This window comes from Pseudomonas mandelii (genome assembly GCF_002251635.1).
Lineage (GTDB): Bacteria > Pseudomonadota > Gammaproteobacteria > Pseudomonadales > Pseudomonadaceae > Aquipseudomonas > Aquipseudomonas mandelii_B.
In genome coordinates this window covers 1-19174 of sequence record NZ_NMOJ01000012.1, presented here as the reverse complement: position 1 = coordinate 19174, position 19174 = coordinate 1, and the positions used below count along the sequence as shown (strand labels likewise).

The 19174-nt window shown below is 61.2% G+C and carries 15 protein-coding genes; 7 read left to right on the top strand and 8 right to left on the bottom strand.

The window, feature by feature from the left end; all coding sequences use genetic code 11:
• From B7L09_RS01600 to B7L09_RS01570, 7 genes are all read right to left on the bottom strand, one after another.
• Entirely contained in the window at positions 1 to 1290 is a 1290-nt protein-coding gene (locus B7L09_RS01600; protein WP_094467479.1) for an NAD(P)/FAD-dependent oxidoreductase, read from the bottom strand.
• 68 nt (positions 1291 to 1358) lie between these two features.
• Positions 1359 to 2543, bottom strand: a complete 1185-nt coding sequence (locus tag B7L09_RS01595; protein ID WP_255141526.1) for a patatin-like phospholipase family protein — start codon at positions 2541 to 2543, stop codon at positions 1359 to 1361.
• 102 nt (positions 2544 to 2645) lie between these two features.
• Entirely contained in the window at positions 2646 to 3110 is a 465-nt protein-coding gene (locus B7L09_RS01590; protein ID WP_094467477.1) for a MaoC family dehydratase, read from the bottom strand.
• A 21-nt stretch (positions 3111 to 3131) separates the two neighbouring features.
• Complete coding sequence (locus B7L09_RS01585) at positions 3132 to 3863, bottom strand: hypothetical protein (protein WP_094467476.1); 732 nt, start codon at positions 3861 to 3863, stop codon at positions 3132 to 3134.
• Positions 3860 to 4948 (bottom strand): AI-2E family transporter, encoded by a 1089-nt coding sequence (locus B7L09_RS01580; protein WP_094467475.1) that lies wholly within the window; start codon positions 4946 to 4948, stop codon positions 3860 to 3862. The genes B7L09_RS01585 and B7L09_RS01580 overlap by 4 nt, the downstream gene beginning before the upstream one ends.
• Positions 4949 to 5026: 78 nt before the next feature.
• The gene (locus tag B7L09_RS01575; protein WP_094467474.1) at positions 5027 to 5662 is read right to left on the bottom strand and encodes a response regulator transcription factor; all 636 of its coding nucleotides are present in this window, start codon (positions 5660 to 5662) and stop codon (positions 5027 to 5029) included.
• A gap of 4 nt (positions 5663 to 5666) precedes the next feature.
• Positions 5667 to 7943, bottom strand: a complete 2277-nt coding sequence (locus tag B7L09_RS01570; protein ID WP_094467473.1) for a PAS domain-containing sensor histidine kinase — start codon at positions 7941 to 7943, stop codon at positions 5667 to 5669.
• A 231-nt stretch (positions 7944 to 8174) separates the two neighbouring features.
• Between B7L09_RS01570 and B7L09_RS01565 the strand changes: the two genes are divergently transcribed.
• The 6 genes from B7L09_RS01565 to phaR all read left to right on the top strand — a co-directional run bounded on the left by B7L09_RS01565 (position 8175) and on the right by phaR (position 15881).
• Complete coding sequence (locus B7L09_RS01565; protein WP_094467472.1) at positions 8175 to 9797, top strand: acyl-CoA synthetase; 1623 nt, start codon at positions 8175 to 8177, stop codon at positions 9795 to 9797.
• 114 nt (positions 9798 to 9911) lie between these two features.
• Positions 9912 to 10238: a DUF485 domain-containing protein gene (locus tag B7L09_RS01560; RefSeq protein WP_094467471.1), complete on the top strand. Its 327-nt coding sequence runs from the start codon at positions 9912 to 9914 to the stop codon at positions 10236 to 10238.
• Positions 10238 to 11908: a cation acetate symporter gene (locus tag B7L09_RS01555; RefSeq protein ID WP_094467470.1), complete on the top strand. Its 1671-nt coding sequence runs from the start codon at positions 10238 to 10240 to the stop codon at positions 11906 to 11908. Before B7L09_RS01560 ends, B7L09_RS01555 begins: the two co-directional genes overlap by 1 nt.
• Before the next feature lie 68 nt (positions 11909 to 11976).
• Positions 11977 to 13749: an acyl-CoA dehydrogenase C-terminal domain-containing protein gene (locus B7L09_RS01550; RefSeq protein WP_094467469.1), complete on the top strand. Its 1773-nt coding sequence runs from the start codon at positions 11977 to 11979 to the stop codon at positions 13747 to 13749.
• 127 nt (positions 13750 to 13876) lie between these two features.
• A complete protein-coding gene (locus B7L09_RS01545) occupies positions 13877 to 15145 on the top strand; it encodes an OprD family porin (RefSeq protein ID WP_094467468.1) in 1269 nt (422 codons plus the stop codon).
• A 187-nt stretch (positions 15146 to 15332) separates the two neighbouring features.
• Positions 15333 to 15881, top strand: a complete 549-nt coding sequence (gene phaR, locus B7L09_RS01540) for a polyhydroxyalkanoate synthesis repressor PhaR (protein WP_094467467.1) — start codon at positions 15333 to 15335, stop codon at positions 15879 to 15881.
• 38 nt (positions 15882 to 15919) lie between these two features.
• Here phaR and phaP read toward each other — a convergent pair whose 3' ends face one another.
• Entirely contained in the window at positions 15920 to 16489 is a 570-nt protein-coding gene (gene phaP / locus B7L09_RS01535; protein WP_094467466.1) for a TIGR01841 family phasin, read from the bottom strand.
• A gap of 243 nt (positions 16490 to 16732) precedes the next feature.
• Here phaP and B7L09_RS01530 point away from each other — a divergent pair.
• Positions 16733 to 19174 (top strand): DUF3141 domain-containing protein (locus B7L09_RS01530; protein ID WP_255141518.1); only part of this gene is annotated, 2442 nt, incomplete at its 3' end.

The window sequence follows — 19174 nt, the reverse complement described above, 5'->3', positions numbered from 1 at the left end:
TCAAATGCTGTCGCGCAGTCGATACCACGCCTTGCCGATGGCTTCCAGCGGCGCCGCCAGGTATTTACCGCCGGGGAAGCTGGGGTTACTCAAGCCCTGATACAACGCCAGTTCATCGCTCTGGCCGAGAATCGCGTCGGACACGGCGCGGGCGGCGGCCAGCGTGGGCAGCACGCCATGCCCGGAATACCCCTGAAGCCAGTAGCGATCACCCTGGCGGCCAATGTCCGGGGTGCGTTTGAGTGTCAGGTCGATGTGCCCGCCCCAGGCGAACTCCAGCTTCACGCCTTTGAGCTGCGGGAAAACCCGTTCCAGAAACGGCCGGGTTGCGCCGGCAATGTCCCTGGGCATACCGCCCAGATACGTGCAGCCACCGCCGAACAGCAGGCGGTTGTCCGGCGTGCGACGGAAATAGTCGAGGACGAATTGGTTGTCGGTGACGCAGACATTGCTCGGCAACAGCGCCGTGGCCTGCTCGGCCGTCAGGGGCGCGGTGGCGACTTGATAAGTGCCCACCGGCAACACGCAACTGGCCAGCTGTGGGTCGAGCTGGTCGAGATAGGCATTGCAGGCCAGCACCAGCACATCCGCGCGAATCGATCCGCGTTCGGTGTTTACCAGGAATTGGCCGCCCTCCTCTCGATAACTCAGCGCCTTGCTTTGTTCATGGATACGGCCGCCCGCACGCTCGATGGCCGCGGCCAGGCCGAGGGCCAGTTTGAGTGGGTTAAGGTGCGCGCCTTCAGGGTCATAAAGCCCGGCCTGATAGCGCTCGCTGGCCACCCATTCCGGCAACTGTTCACGGCGGATGAACTGCAAGCCGTCGTGGCCCCACTTGTGACTGGCTTCGTGCTGCCACTCGGTCAGCAGACCGACCCGACGGGGCATCACCGATGTCCACAAATGGCCTGCGCGGTAGTCACAGTCGAAACCATGGCGAGCCGGCAACTCACGCAGCTCTTTCGCGGCCCAGCGCATGCCATCCCACAACCGCCGCGCGCGTTCGTGGCCCAGCGCTGCTTCCAGCGGCGGCATGTCGCACGACCAGCCGAGAATAGCCTGCCCGCCATTGCGCCCCGAAGCTGCCCAAGCCACTCGGCTGGCTTCCAGCAGCGTCACCCGCTTACCAGCCAAAGCCAGGCGCAACGCAGTATGCAGGCCGCTAAAACCGGCACCGATGATAACGATCTCGGTGTTTTGCTCACCAGCAAGCGCCGGTCGGGTGGTCAGGCGATCAGCGCAACTGTGGGCGTAATAGCTGGCGACATGCTGCGTGGACTGCTGAAACATACAAGCCTCATGAAATTATCTTTTTATAATTTCATGAAAAACTACAGCATTAATTTCATGCAGGCAACTCAGGTGTGCGGCGATTTATGCCACGGGTAGCCTTGGGCGCTGAGTTGAAAGGCGTAATCGAACAGACGCTTCATGTACTCGCCATCGAATTTCTGATTGCGCGGACAGATAAAATCCGCGCCGATGTACGCCAGATTGAAGTCTGCGCCATCCTGCTGGGCGATCCGGTAAATGTGATTGAGGTCGCTGATCCCCTGGGTCTGGATCAAGGTGCTGATGGCTCGCCCGCCGATGCTTAAGGTCCGGCGCTTGGTGCCGGACCACTGCGGTTCCAGTTTGCCGTTGCGAATGACATAGAAGTGTCGGGCCCGGCGGATACGCGCGCCGGCCACACTGTTCAGCGCCATCACGGTGCCCGGCGGATAAAGGAACACCTGGGTGAGGACGCCTCCGTCCACGTGCATTTCCTGAAACTGTTGGCCGTCGACCTCCACATCGATCATGACCGGTGAAACGGCACCGGGAATGCTCATCGACGCGATCATGATGTTGCGGAACAGGTGCAGCGCTCCCGGAGCTCCGCTGGAAGCAATCGCACCCATGTTCCAGGTGACGGGCCGCCCGGCATCGAGGTCGGTGGTGCCGATCATCAGTAGCCGTCCCTTGGCGTACTGCGCCGCGATGGCCGCCAGCACGTCGGCGGTGATGTACTTGGCAATGAGGCGCGCCAGGGGCTTGCTGTCCGAGATGCCGTCGCTGGCCAGACGGGTCAACACACTTCGCGCATGGAAAACGTCTTTCGGACCGATTGCGCTGCAGATCCCCAGGATGACCGGGTCATACTCAGGCCCCAGGTAAGCGAACGGAGCGACCAGGGCACCTGCGCTGATGCCGGTGACGACTTTGAAAGCCGGTCGGCTCCCATGCAAGGTCCAGCCGGCGATGATACCCGCGGCGAAGGTGCCGGCGTCGCCGCCCCCCGAAATGGCCAGATAGTAGGCCAGTGGCAGCGCGTCGGTCGGCAAGTCTTTGTCGGCGAGCGCCTCGACCTCGCGATCGTTGGCCAGGCTCGCATCCACGATGAACGCCGTCAGGTCCCGGTCCAGCCAGTAGCGCGCATTCGGGATGCCCGGGATGACCGCTTGTTCCGTCAGCTCTTGCGGCACCGCATCACGGCGTTGCAGGCACCCTTCGCGCAACATGTTCATCGTTGAGGCGCTGGGCCTGGGCAGAAATGGTTTCACAACGCCTCCTCCGTTCCCTGCCATCGACAGAGCGCACTCGACTGACTGGGTGAAAACTGGCCTGCGCCATCATGCGCGCGCCCAAAAAACCATGACTACTTTTCAGTCAGGCGGCGGTCTCCTGAAGACCAGCAGTTTGCCGGTGGCTCGCTGCACCACCTTGTCATTCTGATTGAGGGTTTCCATGAACATCGTCACCACGCCCCGGTCGGGCTTGGAGCTGGACGGGTCGATGGCCTGCACGGTGCATTGCAGGCGCAACAAGTCATCGGGGTAAGTCGGCGTCGGCCAGCTCAGCTCGATGCCCAACCCGATGATGCCGTCCGCCAGCGGCACGCTGTCCACCAACAGCTTCATGGTCAGGGCGGCGGTGTTCCAGCCACTGGCGGCCAGGCCCCGGAAAAGGCTCAACTCGGCGGCTTCAGGGTCGAGGTGAAACGGTTGCGGGTCGTATTCCTGGGCGAAGGCCAGCATCGATGCTCGATGGACACGCAGGCTGTCGCTTTCGAACTGCTGACCCAGTCTCAGGTCATCGAGGTAGAGTTTTTCCCAGGCATGTACGGTCATGATTGATCCCTCCGCAGCGCATCAGGAATAGCCGATTTCGCTGATATCGATGGCCACCAGCAAGGCATCCATGTCGGCCTGACCGTCCTTCCCGCGTCGGTAGGCACGACGCTTGCCGGGCATGCGCAGCCCGTCAGCCTCGATGTAGTCAGACACGTACTGGGCGGCAGGCATACCACCACTGACGTCTACGTTGTAGTCGTGTCGTCTCAGCAGGAAGTCTTGGCCGAAGTAGAAATCCTGTTCGGCGCAGTGCGTGGCGATGCGCTCGGGAAAGCGCACCCGCAAGCGGCGCCAGCGCTGTGCGCTTTCTTGCCAGGGTTCGATTTCCTCGGTTACCACACCCGGCAAGGCGAACAGGAAAGGCATGGTCAGGTAGGACCAGAGCGCATACCCGTTGAAGTACGCGCGATGCAGTGGATCCCACGGGGTGTTTTCGGTGTGGTCGCGGAAGGATTCCCTGGGCGCCTGGCGCTCGGCGATTACCTGCCCGTCCGTGGTTTCGATAGCGATTCTGTCGGGTGAATAGGCTGTTCGTTTATCCGGGCCACCAAAGGGGGACACCGAGGCTTTCTGTTCATGCAGCCAAACGGTCATTTGCCGAGGGGCGCTGTCTTGGGTCAGCCCTTTCGCGCCCCAGAGCGAGCCACCGGTCACGAGGGTGGCGCGCACGGTATTGAAGCTGCTCCAGCGGTCCAGACCACCATGGGCGATCAGCACCTGATCCAGCAGTGGACGATCCTGCGCATTCACAGTGGCGGCCCTCCAGTTTCCGGTGGTCGATCCTGCACCCACTGCCAGAATAATTGATAGCCGACGGCAAGAACCACCGGCCCGATGAACAGCCCGATGATGCCGCTGGTGACCATGCCGCCCAACGCGCCAATCAGCACCACCGGCATCGGCACATCGACACCGCGCCCCAGCAACAAGGGTTTGAGGACATTGTCCACCAGGCCGGCAATGAACACATAGATGGCGAAAATAATGGTCACGGTGCTGGCGCCTTCGGTGGCAAAGACGAAGCCAATCACCGGCAGCGTAATCAGCGTCACCGGCAACTGCATGATGCCGAGCAGCAGCACCGCCAGGGCCAGCAGACCGGCACCGGGCACGCCCTTGAGAACAAAACCGAGGCCCACCAGCAGCATCTGGATGAACGCGATGCCGACTACGCCCAGCGCCACCGCCCGGATGGTGGCAGTGCACAGTTCGGCGATTTTCGGCCCCCGGGCCGGACCGCTGACTCGCGAGGCAATTTGGACTGCGGCGCGGCTGCCGCCTTCGCCATGGGCCATGAAAATACCGGCAATGATCAAGGCAAAGATGAACGTCAGGAAACCCATGCCAACGCCCGCGAGTTTGCCCAACAGGCCCAGACTGACGTGTTTGATTTGCGGTACGTATTTCGCGGTCAGGTCGGGAAGATCGGTTGAGGCTTGAAGCCACAGATCAGAGAGTGGCTGGCCCACCACCGGCCAACTGGCAACGGACTCGGCCGGCGGTGGAATGTGAAAACCGCCGCCCTTGACGACTTCCATCGCCCGTTCGACCGAATCGGCAATCGAGGTGCCCAGCAGGTAGATCGGCACCATCAGGATGACGATGGCGATCAGAATGATCAGCGTCGCGACGTGCCCTGGTTTGTGGCTCCCCCTGAGTCGCTCTTGCAGCGGATAGAGGGTGATCGCGAGGATCAGCGACCACAGCATCAAGTCGCGGAACGGGCTGAAGATTTCGAAACAAAAAAGCACGAGAACCGCGATCAACCCGGCGCGAATCAGTACATCGAGCAGGGTGCGGGTGAGCGTTTTCTCGGTAAAGGGCGTGGGCTCCACGGATGCCTCCTTGCAGATCACTGCAACGGTAGCGGATCGGTTAGCCCAGCATAGACGCTCAATACCCGGCGCGAGACCTCAACGCAGTTTCAATGGATCGACCAGTCCGGCGGCAATGGCCATGCCCACCAGGTCCGGCAGGGTGTTGGCCTGCATGCGCTTCATCACACGCGAGCGATACAGGTCGACGGTTTTTGCGCTGACCCCCAGTTGCTCGGCGATTTCCCGGGTGGTGTAACCCTGCACCAGCGGCAGCAAGACATCGCGCTCGCGGGGGGTCAGTGTCAGCAAACGGGCCTGCAAGGCGTCATGGCCCTGATTGCCCGAACGGTTGGCCGCGCAGTTGCTCAGCGCCTGTTGCACGCTGTCCAGCAACAACTGCTCGTTGTAGGGTTTTTCGATGAAGTCATGGGCGCCGGCCTTGAACGCGCGCACCACGATGGGCACATCGGCGTGGCCACTGACGAAGATGATCGGCAGGTTCAGCTCCCGAGCGCGCATTTCTTCCTGCACGTTCAACCCGCCCATGCCGGGCATGCGCACATCCAGCAGCACGCAGGCGTCGAGCGTGGCATCACAGGCACTGAGAAACTCCACGCCACTGGTGAACGGCAAGGCCTTGAGCCCGACCGATTCCAGCAGCCAGACCGTTGAATCGAGCATGCCCTGGTCATCATCGACCACATACACCACGTGCTCCGTCACACCTGCCATTGCATTATTCCTGTTGTTGTTTTGTTGGGCCGGCAAGCGGCAAGCGGCAACCCATCAGCAGCCCGACCGGTTGGCGCTGGGCCTGCAATTCACCGCCGAAACCTTCGATGATGCTGCGGCTCATGGACAAGCCAAGGCCCAGGCCATCGGCCTTGCTGGTATAGAACGGGGTAAATATCTGCTCCAGTTCGGGCTCACTGACGCCCGGCCCCTGGTCTTGCACGCGGATTTCCACGGTGGCACCACCGCCCTGCTCCGCCGTCATCACGATTAGCGATGGCTGCCCCGGATGTTGTTCGCGGTTGGCGTCGATGGCATTGCGCAACAGATTGAGCAGCACCTGCTCCAGCAACACCCGGTCGGCATAAACGGGCGGCAGATTATCCGGCAGTCGATCCTCGATTGTCACTTGGCAATTGCTCGCCTCCCAGGCACACAAACGCACGGCCTCACGGGCGACATCGGTAAAATTCAGCGCCTGCATGCGCCGCTGGCCTTTGCGCAGAAACGCCCGTAACCGCTTGATCACTTCAGAGGCATGGGTGGCGTGAAGGGTGATGCGTTGCAGCCCTTGGGCCACTCGTTCGGCGGCCTGGGGATTGGAATCGAGCGTCTGTAGATAGCGCTGGCTGGCATTGGCGTAATTGACCACGGCGGCCAGTGGCTGGTTGATTTCGTGGGCAATGCCCGAGGCCAGTTCCCCCAGCGTGACCAACCGTGCGGTGTGCGCCAGTTCGTCTTGATGGCGGCGCTGCTGCACCTCGCGCAATTCACGCTCGGTCATGTCCCGGGCGACCAAGGAATAGTAGCGCTCGCCACCGGCCGAACGGTGCGCCAGCAGCACCAGCGACACCGGCACCGAAGTGCCCCCACCGGGGGGCTGCAACCGTGCATCGGTGCTCCACACGCCGTCGCGTTCAGCGCTGCTCCAGCCATCACGTTGAAGGCGCGTCAGGTCAGCGTTGGCGAATAACTGCGCCAGGGCCGGCATCGGTTGTTGCTCGTCGATATCGAGGATGCGCCGTGCGGCCGGGTTGAGGTACGTGACTTGCCCGTCAGGGTCGATGAACAACACCGGATCGGTGTTGGCCTCGACCACTTCCGCCAGGCGCCGCTTGTTCTCTTCGGCCTGCACCCGGGCCGTGATGTCCCGGGACACGCTGACCACTTCAACCACCGCACCGGTGTAGGTTTCACGGATCGCCCGGCTGGCGGTTTCGAACCACAGGTAATGCCCGGCACGGTGGCGAATGCGGTAGGTCATGGTGTGATAACCGTCCTGCTCCAGCGCGTCCCGCGCACGCTGCACAAGGTTGGCGAGGTCCTGGCCGTGGAACAGACCCTGGGCCATTTGCCCGCGCAGTTCTTCCGGCCAGTAGCCGAGCAATGTCCAGGACGCCGGCGAGGCATCGAGAAAACGCCCGTCCGGGGTGTGCCGGGAAATCAGGTCGGTGGTGTTCTCGATGATCAGCCGGTACAGCCGCCGAGCCGTGGCGGCTTCGCGCTCGGCCAGCACCTGTGCCGTGGCGTCGCGGCAACGGGCGAGCACGCGGTTGTCCTGGGGGTCGGGGATAAATGTCCAGATCAGAATCTGCGCCTCGAACTGAGCTTCGACCCCTTCGATGGCACGTTGCTGGTCGAGGCAGGCGCGCACCAACACGCGATGATTGACCGGCAGAAAACCCAGCACGTCCGTCAACGGCTTTTCCGCGAGCAAGGCCAGCAGCGCCGCGTTGAACTCCAGCGGCCGGCCCTGCGCATCGAGCAACAGACTCGGTTGCGGATCGTGCCCCAACAGCGGCGACCCCCGCAGCATGCCGTTGACACTGCTGAGCAAGGTGGTCAACAAATCCTGCACCCAACCCAGCCAGTCCAGGCTCACGCCGTCGCAGACCTCCACCAGCAACAGGCCTGCCTGCCCCGCCTGCAAGGCCAGATCAAACACCTGGCCATGGCTGATAGCGGCACGGCGCAACCGGCCGGACAGCCAGCAATCGAGTTGCCGGACCTGGGCCAGGTCCAGGCGCCCGGTCTCGCCCAGCCGATCAAACAGCAGCTGATCGCTGGCCAGCGACGGATCGCCCAGGCCCGGCGGAAAATGCTGGGCGGCACCTTCGTGGCTGTAAATGCGCGCAGTGGGTTGCCAGCTCAGGTAAACCGCCCGGCGTACCTCGGGACATTCCTGCAACGCACGGCACAACGCATCCGCCCGAGCAGCCAGGGAAACGCCCTCGCGCTGCAGGCGCAACCAGCTGTGCAATCGAACGGGAGTCAGGGTCATCACAGGTCCGCGTTGTCGGGGGAGCCAAGAATATACCGGCGCTAGAGGTATCGCCGCACTCATTTGGAACCAGAAGAATCAAATATAGTACATATACTATACTGCGTAGGTTGTACTTCCATATCAATGGCGGATTGTTATATAAAGCAGACCGGACATAAAAGGATGGCCTCAGCGGCTACGCTGAACAGGCCATCCATAGAGCTAACAATCAGCCACCGAGTACCCGTCATGTCGATCTATGAACAAGGGCTAGGCCCTTCGGCTGTCAATCACATTGCCTTGTCTCCGCTCAGCTTCATCGAGCGCACTGCCAGCGTTTACCCCCACTACCCGGCCGTGATCCACGGTTCGATCCGTCGTACCTGGGCGCAGACCTACACCCGTTGCCGGCGCCTGGCCTCGGCGCTGGCTGGTCGCGGCATTGGCAAGAACGACACGGTGGCGGTGATGCTGCCCAACATTCCTGAGATGCTTGAAGTGCATTTCGGCGTGCCGATGATCGGTGCGGTACTCAACCCGCTCAATGTGCGCCTGGATGCCGAAGCCATTGCCTTCATGCTGCAGCACGGTGAAGCCAAGGTGCTGATCACCGACCGCGAATTCCATGACGTGATTCACGCGGCCATCGGCATGCTCGATCACCCGCCGCTGGTCATCGACGTCAATGACCCGGAATACGGCGAAGGCAAGGCCGTCAGCGATCTGGACTATGAAGCGCTACTGGCCGAAGGCGACCCGGATTACGCTTGGCAATGGCCGGACAACGAGTGGCAAGCCATCTCGCTGAACTACACCTCCGGTACCACCGGCAACCCGAAAGGCGTGGTTTACCACCATCGCGGCGCGTACCTGAACTCGCTGGGCAACCAGATGACCTGGGCCATGGGCAACCATCCGGTGTACCTGTGGACCCTGCCGATGTTCCACTGCAACGGTTGGTGCTACCCGTGGATCATCACTGCAATGGCCGGTGTGCATGTGTTCCTGCGCCGCGTCGATCCGCAGAAAATCCTCACGCTGATCCGCGAGCACCAGATCACGCACCTGTGTGCTGCGCCTATTGTGCTCAATGCATTGGTCAACATGCCGGAATCGGCAAAAGCGGCCATCGATCACCCGGTCAATGCCATGGTTGCCGGTGCTGCACCGCCCGCCAAAGTCATCGGCGCCGTGGAAGAAATGGGCATCAAGGTCACCCACGTCTATGGGCTGACCGAAACCTACGGTCCAGTAACCCTCTGCGCCTGGCATGCCGAATGGGATGAGTTACCGCTGGACGAACGGGCACAGATCAAATCCCGTCAGGGCGTGCGCTACCCGACACTTGAAGGCGTGATGGTCGGCGACTCGAAGACGCTGGAACCCACCCCGCGGGACGGTCAGACCATCGGTGAGATCTTCATGCGCGGCAACACCGTGATGAAGGGCTACCTGAAAAACCCGACCGCCACCGCCGAAGCGTTCGAAGGCGGCTGGTTCCACACCGGCGATCTGGCGGTGTGTCATCCCGATGGTTACGTCGAGATCAAGGACCGACTCAAGGACATCATCATTTCCGGTGGCGAGAACATTTCCACCATCGAACTGGAAGGCGTGCTGTATCGCCATCCGGGTGTGATGGAAGCGGCCGTGGTCGCCCGTCCCGATGAAAAATGGGGAGAAACGCCTTGTGCATTCATCACCTTGAAGGCTGATCACCAGGACGTTCGCGAGGCCGACATCATCAGTTTCTGCCGCGAGCATCTGGCGGGTTTCAAAGTCCCGCGCACGGTGATCTTCACCCTGTTGCCGAAAACGTCCACCGGCAAGATCCAGAAGTACGTCCTGCGCGACAGGGCTAAAGCGCTCTAACCCGAACCGACGTTTTACCCACCCGGCGGCAGGTGTTTCATCTGCCGCTTCGGGCTCGTGCACGCCGAATTCAGCCCCGTCAAAACGCCTATAACAACAAATGTGGAGCCACCCATGATCGACATCCATTCAACCGATACCCAACGTTGCGAGCGCATTCGGACCAATCCGAAGTTCCTGCAATTAGTCAGCAGCCGTTCGCGTCTGGCCTGGTCGCTGAGTGCCGCCGTACTGGGCACCTACTACGCGTTCATGCTGGTGGTGGCGTTTGCCCCGCAATGGTTGCATGCGCCGATCGCCGAGCATCGGATGTTGACCCTGGGCATGCCGGTGGGCGCGGCGATCATCATTTTTTCCTGGCTGCTGACCGGTTGGTACGTCTACCGCGCCAACACGCGTTTCGATGCACTGGGCGCCGCCATTCTTGAGGAGAGCAAGTGATGAACCTGCTTCGTAAGCTCATCCTCGCCGCTGCCGGGCTGTTGCCGGCCTCCATCGTCCTCGCCGCCCCGACCATGGGCGCAGTGGAAAAACAACCGCTGAACCTGCATGCGATCGGCATGTTCTTCGTCTTCGTGCTGGGCACCCTGGCGATTACCTGGTGGGCCGCACGGCAAACCAAATCGACGTCGGACTTCTACACCGCGGGCGGTGGCATTACCGGGTTCCAGAACGGTCTGGCGATTGCCGGTGACTACATGTCCGCTGCCACGCTGCTGGGGCTGTCCAGCCTGGTGTTCGCCAAGGGCTACGATGGCTTCATCTACACCATCGGCTTCTTCGTCGGCTGGCCGATCATCACCTTCCTGATGGCCGAGCGTCTGCGCAACCTGGGCCGCTATACCTTCGCCGACATCGTTTCCTATCGACTGGACCAGAACAAGGTGCGGATTTTCGCTGCGTTCGGTTCGCTGACGGTGGTGTGCTGCTACCTGATCGTGCAGATGGTCGGGGCCGGTCAATTGATCAAGTTGCTGTTCGGTCTCGACTACCCGGTTGCGGTGGTGATCGTCGGTGCGTTGATGCTGGTCTACGTGATCTTCGGCGGCATGATCGCCACCACCTGGGTGCAGATCATCAAAGCCGTGCTGTTGCTGGCGGGCGGCACCACCCTGGCGGTGATGGCCATGTCGCAGTTCGGTTTCAGCTACGAAACCCTGGCGGACAAAGCCGTCCAGGCCCATGCCAGCGGCTGGAACATCATGGGCCCGGGCTCGATGCTCGCCGACCCGATCAACACCGCCTCGATGTCGCTGGGCCTGGTGTTCGGGATTGCCGGTCTGCCGCACATCCTGATGCGTTTCTTCACCGTGCCTAACGCCAAGGAAGCGCGTAAGTCGGTGTTCTACGCCACAGGCTTTATCGGTTTCTTCTTCCTGGTTGTCTGCACCCTGGGCTTTGCCGCGATGGTCATCATCGGCACCGACCCGCAGTACTACGTCAACGGTGAAGTCGGCGGCGCCTTGATCGGCGGCGGCAACATGGTTGCCATGCACCTGGCCAAAGCAGTCGGTGGCAACCTGTTCTTCGGTTTCCTCTCGGCCGTGGCCTTCGCCACCATTCTGGCGGTGGTCTCCGGGCTGGCCCTGGCCGGTGCCTCGGCGATTTCCCATGACCTCTATGCCACGGTGTTCAAGAAAGGCAAGGCCAGCCAGAAACAGGAAATGCGCGTGACGCGCATGGCCACGGTGGGCCTGGGCATCATTGCGATTCTGCTGGGCATTCTGTTCGAGAAGATGAACGTCGCGTTTCTGGTGGGCCTGACCTTCGGCATCGCCGCGTCGACCAACTTCCCGGTGCTGATCATGGCCATGTACTGGAAAGGCCTGACCACCAAAGGCGCGATCCTCGGCGGTTTCGCCGGCCTGATCTGCGCACTGGTGCTGGTGGTCCTGTCGCCAGCGGTGTGGGTCACCGTGCTTGGTCACGCTCACGCGATCTTCCCCTACGACCACCCGGCGCTGTTCTCCATGCCGCTGGCGTTCTTCGTGATCGTGGTGGTGTCGAAGCTCGACCGCAGCGTGCGCGCCGACAAGGAGCGTGATGCCTACGCCGACCAGTTCGTTCGCGCTCAGACCGGGCTTGGCGCCGCCAGCGCTTCCGCTCATTGATTGAAAGGGCACGGCCCGTATTTACGCCGCCGTGCCCATCGCACAACCGTTCTATTGAGGTTCACGTTATGCCCGAATTCAACGCTCCGCTGCGCGACATGCGCTTCGTGCTGCATGAAGTGTTCGACGCCCCGGCCCTGTGGGCGCGCTTGCCGGCCCTGGCCGACACGGTCGACGCCGCCACCGCCGATGCCATTCTTGAGGAAGCGGCGAAAGTCACTTCGCACCTGATTGCGCCGTTGAATCGCAGCGGCGACGAAGAAGGCGCCCAGTGGCTCGAGGGTCAGGTCAGCACGCCGATCGGCTTCAAACAGGCTTATGCCACCTTCATCGAAGGCGGCTGGGTGGGCCTGTCCGGTAACGCCGATTTCGGCGGCATGGGCATGCCGAAGATGCTTGCCGTGCAGTTCGAAGAAATGCTCTACGGCGCCAACTCAAGCTTCGCCCTGTATTCGGCGTTGAGTTCCGGGGCCTGCCTGGCGCTGGATGCCCACGCCAGCGAGACCCTGAAAAATCTGTATTTGCCACCGATGTACGAAGGCCGCTGGGCCGGTTCCATGTGCTTGACCGAAGCGCATGCCGGCACCGACCTGGGGATCATCCGCACCCGCGCCGAACCCCGGGCCGACGGCAGTTTCAGCATCACCGGCAGCAAGATCTTCATCACCGGTGGCGATCAGGACCTGACCGAAAACATCATCCATCTGGTGCTGGCGAAACTGCCGGATGCGCCAGCCGGACCGAAAGGCATCTCGCTGTTCGTCGTGCCCAAGGTGCTGGTCAATGCCGACGGTTCACTTGGCGACGCCAATGCCGTGAGCTGCGGTTCGATCGAACACAAGATGGGCATCAAGGCTTCGGCCACCTGCGTGATGAACTTCGACGGCGCCAGCGGTTGGCTGGTCGGCGAAGCGAACAAAGGCCTGGCGGCGATGTTCACCATGATGAACTACGAGCGCCTGTCCATCGGCATTCAGGGCATCGGCTGTGCGCAAGCGTCCTATCAGAGCGCCGTGGCGTATGCCCGCGAACGTGTACAGAGCCGCGCACCGACCGGCGCGATTGCCCCGGACAAAGTGGCTGATCCGATCATCGTCCACCCCGATGTGCGCCGTATGCTGCTGAGCATGAAAGCCATGACCGAAGGTGGTCGCGCGTTTGCCAGTTATGTCGGGCAGCAACTGGACCTGGCGAAGTTTTCCGATGACGCCAAGGAGCGCGACAGCGCGCAAACCCTGGTCGCGCTGCTGACGCCAGTGGCCAAGGCGTTCTTCACCGACACCGGCCTGGAAAGCTGCATCAACGGCCAGCAAGTGTTCGGCGGTCATGGTTACATCCGCGAATGGGGCCAGGAGCAGTTGGTCCGTGACGTGCGCATCGCGCAGATCTACGAAGGCACTAACGGCATTCAGGCGCTGGACCTGCTCGGTCGCAAAGTGCTGGCCGACAGCGGCTTCGCGCTGCGTCAATTCACCGGGGAGATCCGTCGTTTCGCCCATCAGCCCAACGCGCCCTACTCCGTGCAGTTGTTCGATGCCGTGCAGCGTCTGGAAAACCTCAGCGACTGGCTGCAAGACCAGGCCGCCACGAACCGCAACGAAATCGGTGCTGCTTCGGTCGAGTATTTGCACCTGTTCGGTTACGTCGCCTACGCCTGGCTCTGGGCGCGCATGGCCCAGGTCGCGAAGAAAAAACTCAGCGAAGACCCAACGTTTTATGGCGCGAAGATCGCCACCGCCGATTTCTACATCCGTCGCCTGCTTCCGCGCACATTGAGCCTGGAGCATTCCATTCTCGCCGGCAGCGCCTCGTTGTACGGCCTGAGCGCCGAACAGTTCTAACGATTGAACCGACGCGGCACCACGCTCCTCTCGATTCGGCGCCGCGTTTTTTTGTTGATAAGCCCTCGCCTTCCTGGCGAGGGCCGCGGGACCTGTCTTTCCATAATAAAAACAAAGGGGCTTCACCATGGACCGCAACACCCGCACCCTCGCTACCCGACTGTTACTGGCCGGCGGCGTCATCAGCCTCTCGGCCCCCGCCGCTGCGGACTTTGTCAAAGACAGCAAGGCCAGCCTTGAGCTGCGCAACTTCTATTTCAATCGGGATTATCGCCAGGACAACGCCGCCCAATCCAAACAAGAGGAATGGGCCCAGGGTTTCCTGCTGCGCTATGAGTCGGGCTTCACCGACGGTTTGATCGGTGTCGGTTTCGATGCGATTGGCCTGGTCGGCGTCAAGCTCGACTCCAGCCCTGACCGTGCCGGCTCCGGCCTGCTCAAACGCCATCGCGACACGAGCAAAGGCGCTCAGGACGAGTACGGCGAACTGGGATTGACCGCCAAACTCCGCGCTTCCAAAAGCACCCTGAAACTCGGCACGCTGCTGCCGAAATTGCCGACGGTACTGGCCAACGATTCACGGCTGTTGCCACAAACCTTCAAGGGCGGTCAGTTGACCTCGCTGGAGATTGAAGGCTTGACCGTCGATGCCGGGCGGCTGACCCAGGTCAATCAACGTGATTCTTCGGACTACGAGGACATGGGCATCACCCGGACCGGCGCCAAAGGCATCACCACGCGGCACCTCGACAGCGACAGCTTTGATTTCGCCAGCCTGAACTACAAATGGACCAGCAACCTCGCCACCGGCTACAGCTACGGCCACCTCGACAATTTCTACAGCCAGCACCTGGTGAACCTGACCTACGTGATGCCGGTAACGACGGGGCAATCGTTCAAGACTGACCTGCGCTTTGCCCGCTCCACGGATGATGGCGGCAGCAATGTCGACAACAATGCGATTGGCGCGATGTTCACCTACAGCCTCGGCGGGCATGCGGTGGGCCTGGGTTATCAAGGCATGAGCGGCGACACCGGCTACGCCTACGTCAACGGCACCGATGCGTTTCTGGTGAACTTCGTGCAGATCGGTGACTTCGCCAGCAAGGACGAAAAATCCTGGCAGGCGCGTTACGACTACAACTTTGCAGCCATGGGTGTGCCGGGGCTGACCTTCATGACGCGCTATATCACTGGCGACAATATCGACCTGGGCGGCAACCGCCCCGAAGGCAAGGAATGGGAGCGTGATACCGACATTGGTTATGTCGTGCAGAGCGGTCCGCTGAAGAATGTCGGCGTGAAATGGCGTAATGCGACGGTGCGTTCGACCAACTTCGGCAATGATCTGGATGAGAATCGCCTGATTGTCAGCTACACCCTGCCGATCTGGTAAACCCGTTCAGGTTTCACAAAGGGGGGACTCGCTTGGCGGCGCAGTCCTCTTTTTTATTGTGGATTTTCGCTGTGATGACGGGCCTCATCGCGGGCAAGCCCGCTCCCACAGGGATCTTCAGTGTCCCCAGATCCCTGTGGGNCTCCCGACCTACCCCATCCCGCGGCAGTAGCCATAGTAGGTTAAGATGCCTGCAAACCAGGCCCGCCGCGAGACGCCCCGCATGACTGATACCACCCCCCGCCTGATCAAGAAGTACCCCAATCGCCGACTCTATGACACCCACACCAGCAGTCATTTGACGCTGGCGGACGTGCGCCAATTGGTCGTCGATAAAGTTGCGTTTCAGGTGGTCGATGCCAAGAGCGGCGAAGACCTGACGCGCAGTATCCTGCTGCAAGTGATTCTAGAAGCCGAAAGCGGCGGTGAGCCGATCTTCACCAGCGAGATGCTGATGGGGATTATCCAGTTCTACGGTCCTTACCAGGGGGTGCTCGGCAGCTACCTGGATAAAAGTATTCAGACCGTCATCGACATTCAGTCCCAGACCGGCGCGCAGTCATCGGAGGCATGGAGCGACTTCATGCATCAACAGGCCCCGGTCATGCAGGACCTGATGCGCCAGTATGTCGACCAGTCCAAGGCCTTGTACCTCAATACCCAGAACCTGTTCGGCATGTTTGGCGCCAAGCCGGGCACCGATAACGGGCCGAAAAAAAATGGCGATGGGGAATAAACCCATCGCCATTGTTTGTGCCGCTGGCCTGAAACGACTTACTTGTTACCGCTGGTAGCCTTGGCGCCCGCTTCCGGTGCTGCTTTGGCGGCAGCGGCAGTGGCGGCGTCAAAATTGCTCTGAGCCACATCGGAAGCCTGTTTCACGGCTTTCTGTGCACTTTCGAACACGGTACTGGCATTCGCCAGGCCCGACTTGAATGCAGCCACGACAGGCTCGGAGCCGGCCGGTGCATTCTTGCTGATGGCTTCAACAAACTCATTGACCTGCTGGGTGCCTGCCTCGACCTGACTCGACGTCAGTTTGGCGATGTCCGACTGCGTGCCCACGATCAGCGCTTGAACCTGACGATTGAACTCGGCCAGACGTTCGGTCTGCGCGCTCGGCTGGGTGAACGACGCCTGCAAATCGGCAAAACCTTGTGGATCACGCACGGCCAGCAGCTTGCGCACGCCTTCGAAGTGTTCTTCGGTGGAGTCGCGCAGAGCCTTGAACTGCAACTGGCTCAGCTGTTCAACGCTGGCGAAGACTTTGCCGCTGATCTGCTGCAAAAGATCGAGGTTGGCTTTTTGAGCGGTTTGCAGTTTTTCCGAATTGAAAAAAGACATGCTTGAATCTCCTGGTACTGGAAGGCCCGGATGGACCAGAGGACGCGATAGCGATCCTGCCAGACATCGCGTTAGCCTTGATATTGCAGTGCACAAAACTATTTGGCAACGGCTATTTTGTGCGGCGCACAATAAAGTTCGCTTCCTTGACCGTTATTCCCTATACACTCGTGAAAATCGAACGGCCGGCTTGGCTGCTATTAGTCAGGGCAACGTTCCCACGCATGGTGTCAGGAGTTCACAATGGGTCAGGAAGAAAATATTGCGCTGCACGATGAAGGGCTTTCGACTCCGTCCGGGTTGTTCGAGCACCTGAACCATCTGCAGCGCCTCAACACCCGCAACGTTCTCGACGCCGTGCAACAGCGCCAGGCCAAAACCTACGCACCTTCAAGCCTTGAACAACTCCGGCAGCCGACCGCCGCCGACTGGCAGGAATACTTCACCGACCTTGGCCAACGCAGCGTGCTGTTCTGGGACACCTTGCGTCAGCGCGGCGACAACACCCTGGCCCACGAACGCGCCGGGTATCCGCTGCTGCTCAAGTTCAACCATGAAACCCTGATTGCCGGTGAAGACCTGCCCCGCCCGGTCAACTACTCGTTGCTGCAGATCCTCCCGGGCCCCGGGCAACAGCTCGACAGCAAAAAGCAGCCGGTGATCATCATTGACCCGCGCGGTGGCCACGGTTCAGGGATTGGCGGTTTCAAACAGGATTCGGTCATCGGCGAAAGCCTGCGCGCCGGTCACCCGACCTATTTCATTTCGTTCAGCCATTCACCACGCCCGGGGCAAACCCTGGCGGACATCGTTGAAGCCCAGGCGCGGTTTATCGAAGAGGTCAGCACGCGACATCCCGCCAGCGCCAAACCCGTGGTGATCGGCAACTGCCAGGCCGGCTGGGCCTTGATGGGCCTCGCGGCGACCCGCCCTGAACTGCCGGGGCTGATCATCGTCAATGGCGCGCCTTTGTCGTACTGGGCAGGCGTCAACGGGCGCAATCCGATGCGCTACACCGGCGGATTGCTGGGCGGTGGCTGGATGGCGCGCCTGGGCAGCGACCTGGGCAATGACCGTTTCGACGGCACCTGGCTGGTGAGCAATTTCGAAAGCCTCGACCCGGCCAACACCTGGTGGGGCAAGTACTACCACCTGTTCAGCGAAGTCGACAGCGAGGCTCCGCGCTTCCTGGATTTCGAACGCTGGTGGGGCAGCCCGACCCTGCTCAATGGCGAAGAAATCGAGATGATTGTCGATGACCTGTTCATCGGCAATCAGCTGTCCGGCGGCCTCGGGCGCAAGAGCAGCGGGCTTGACCTCAAGCGTATCGAAGTGCCGGTGGTGGTGTTCTGCTCCTATGGCGACAACATCACCTCGCCGCAGCAGGCACTGGATTGGATCACCGACGTCTATCCCAGCGATCTCGCCCTGCAAAATGCCGGACGCACCATCGTTTATCTGCGGCACGCGAGCATCGGCCATCTGGGCATCTTTGTGTCCGGTGAGGTGGCGCGGCGTGAACACCGTGAGTTGCTGGGCGCCGTCGACGCGATCAACGAACTGCCGGGCGGGCTCTATGAAATGCTCATCGAGGATCTGCCGGAACATTCGCAAACGCCCTATGCCGTGCGTTTCGAGCGACGACGTATCGCCGACATCCACGGTGACGTGCAGCCGCCCCGTGACGATGATCGCGAATTCGCACTGGTCGAGCGTGCCTCTGATTTTAACAACACGCTTTACGACGGGTTTGTACGGCCGTGGTTGCGCCAGTTGATCAACGAACCGACCGCCGAACTGATGCGCAAGGCCCACCCGTTCCACCAGCAACAGGTGATGTGGAACAGTTTGAACCCCGCGCTCTGGTGGCTGCCGGGCAGCGCCGCCCAGGTGAGCAAGGATCGACACCCGGCAAGCCCATCCAATCCATTGCTGGCTTGGCAGGCATTGTTTTCCAACCAGATACAGGATGCCTTGAACGGCTATCGGGACCTGCGTGATGCCGCTCAGGAAATGAGTTTTTACGGTGTGTATGGCGTGCTCAACAGCCTCACCGGCAATGCACCGGCACGCAATCTCCAGGCGCATGCCGAGCAGCACGATAAAGTCCTGATCGAACGCCTTCAGGACGCCCTGCCCCTGGGCGGCTTGATGGAAGCCTTGATCCGGATCCTGTTCCTGCTGGGCCGCGACAGCGACGAGCCGGGCAAGCAAAGCGTCGAGAAACTCATCCTGCAATTGCAAGTGCTGCTACAGGACTACAGCGCCGAACCACTGGACCTGCGCGAAACCCTGCGCCTGCAAAAACTGCTGGTCGCCACCCACCCGCAGGAAAGCCTGCGCAGCTTGCCCCTGATGCTGGCCGAGGTCGAAGAACGCCAGCAAGTGCTGGCCGCTGTTGCCAATTTGCTGCCGGAGTTGCTGACCAGCGGCGCAGACAACCCGTTCTGGTGTGAGCTGCACACGCTGCTTGAGGTGCCGCTGCCGGGGTTCAACCTGACTCAACCACCGGGTGAAGCCGATGTTATTGAGGAAAAAGCCCCGGCGATAACCCCGGAGCCGATCAAGCCAAAAGTTTCGGCAGTCGTACCTGGCCCCATCAAGGCGAAAACTCCAGTGGTCGTAGCTGAACCCACCAAGCAAAAAGCCCCGGTAACCGCGCCTGAGCCGACACCGCCCAATCCG